This is a genomic window from Vibrio sp. 2130-1, assembly GCF_033339515.1.
In genome coordinates, this window is record NZ_JAWOUT010000469.1 from 1 (window position 1) to 603 (window position 603).

General features: G+C 46.3%; 1 protein-coding gene. It reads left to right on the forward strand.

Features of this window, described 5'->3' with window-relative positions; translation table 11 throughout:
- Window positions 1-603: substrate-binding domain-containing protein (locus tag R7Q09_RS26890; RefSeq protein WP_318144042.1), on the forward strand; the 603-nt coding region annotated here is incomplete at both ends.

Genomic DNA, 603 nt, shown 5'->3' on the forward strand with positions numbered 1-603 from the left:
ATCAATGCGAGGCGGTAGCCAAAAAGTCATTGGAGTTATTATCTCCCGTCTGGACTCGCCATCCGAAAATCGTGCTGTTGGTACAATGCTCAGTGCATTGTATTCCGCTGGCTATGACGCGGTGATCATGGAAAGCCAATTTGATCGCGACAAAACCAACGAGCATCTAAACGTGCTTAAGCGTCGCAATGTGGATGGGGTGATCGTGTTTGGCTTTACTGGGTGCGATGAGCAAGCCTTAGCCGAGTGGGGAAATCGCATTGTGGTGATTGCGATGGATACCAATAACGTCTCTTCCATCAATTATGATAACCAAGGCGTGATAGACATGGCTTTGTCTCATCTTGAGCAGCAATCTCTCTCTCGCATTGCTTATATTGGTGTTGATCCTGAAGACAAAACCACAGGCTTGGCGCGTTTAAATGCTTATAAAGCTTGGTGTCAACGTAAACAACTCACACCTTGTTTCCAAACCGGTAAGCTTAGCCATGAAAGTGCTTATCAATTGGTGGATCACGTTCTAAAAGCAGACACGCAAGCCATTGTGTGTGCCAGCGATACCATTGCATTAGGAGTAATTAAGCGTCTTCAAGAGTTAGGCCG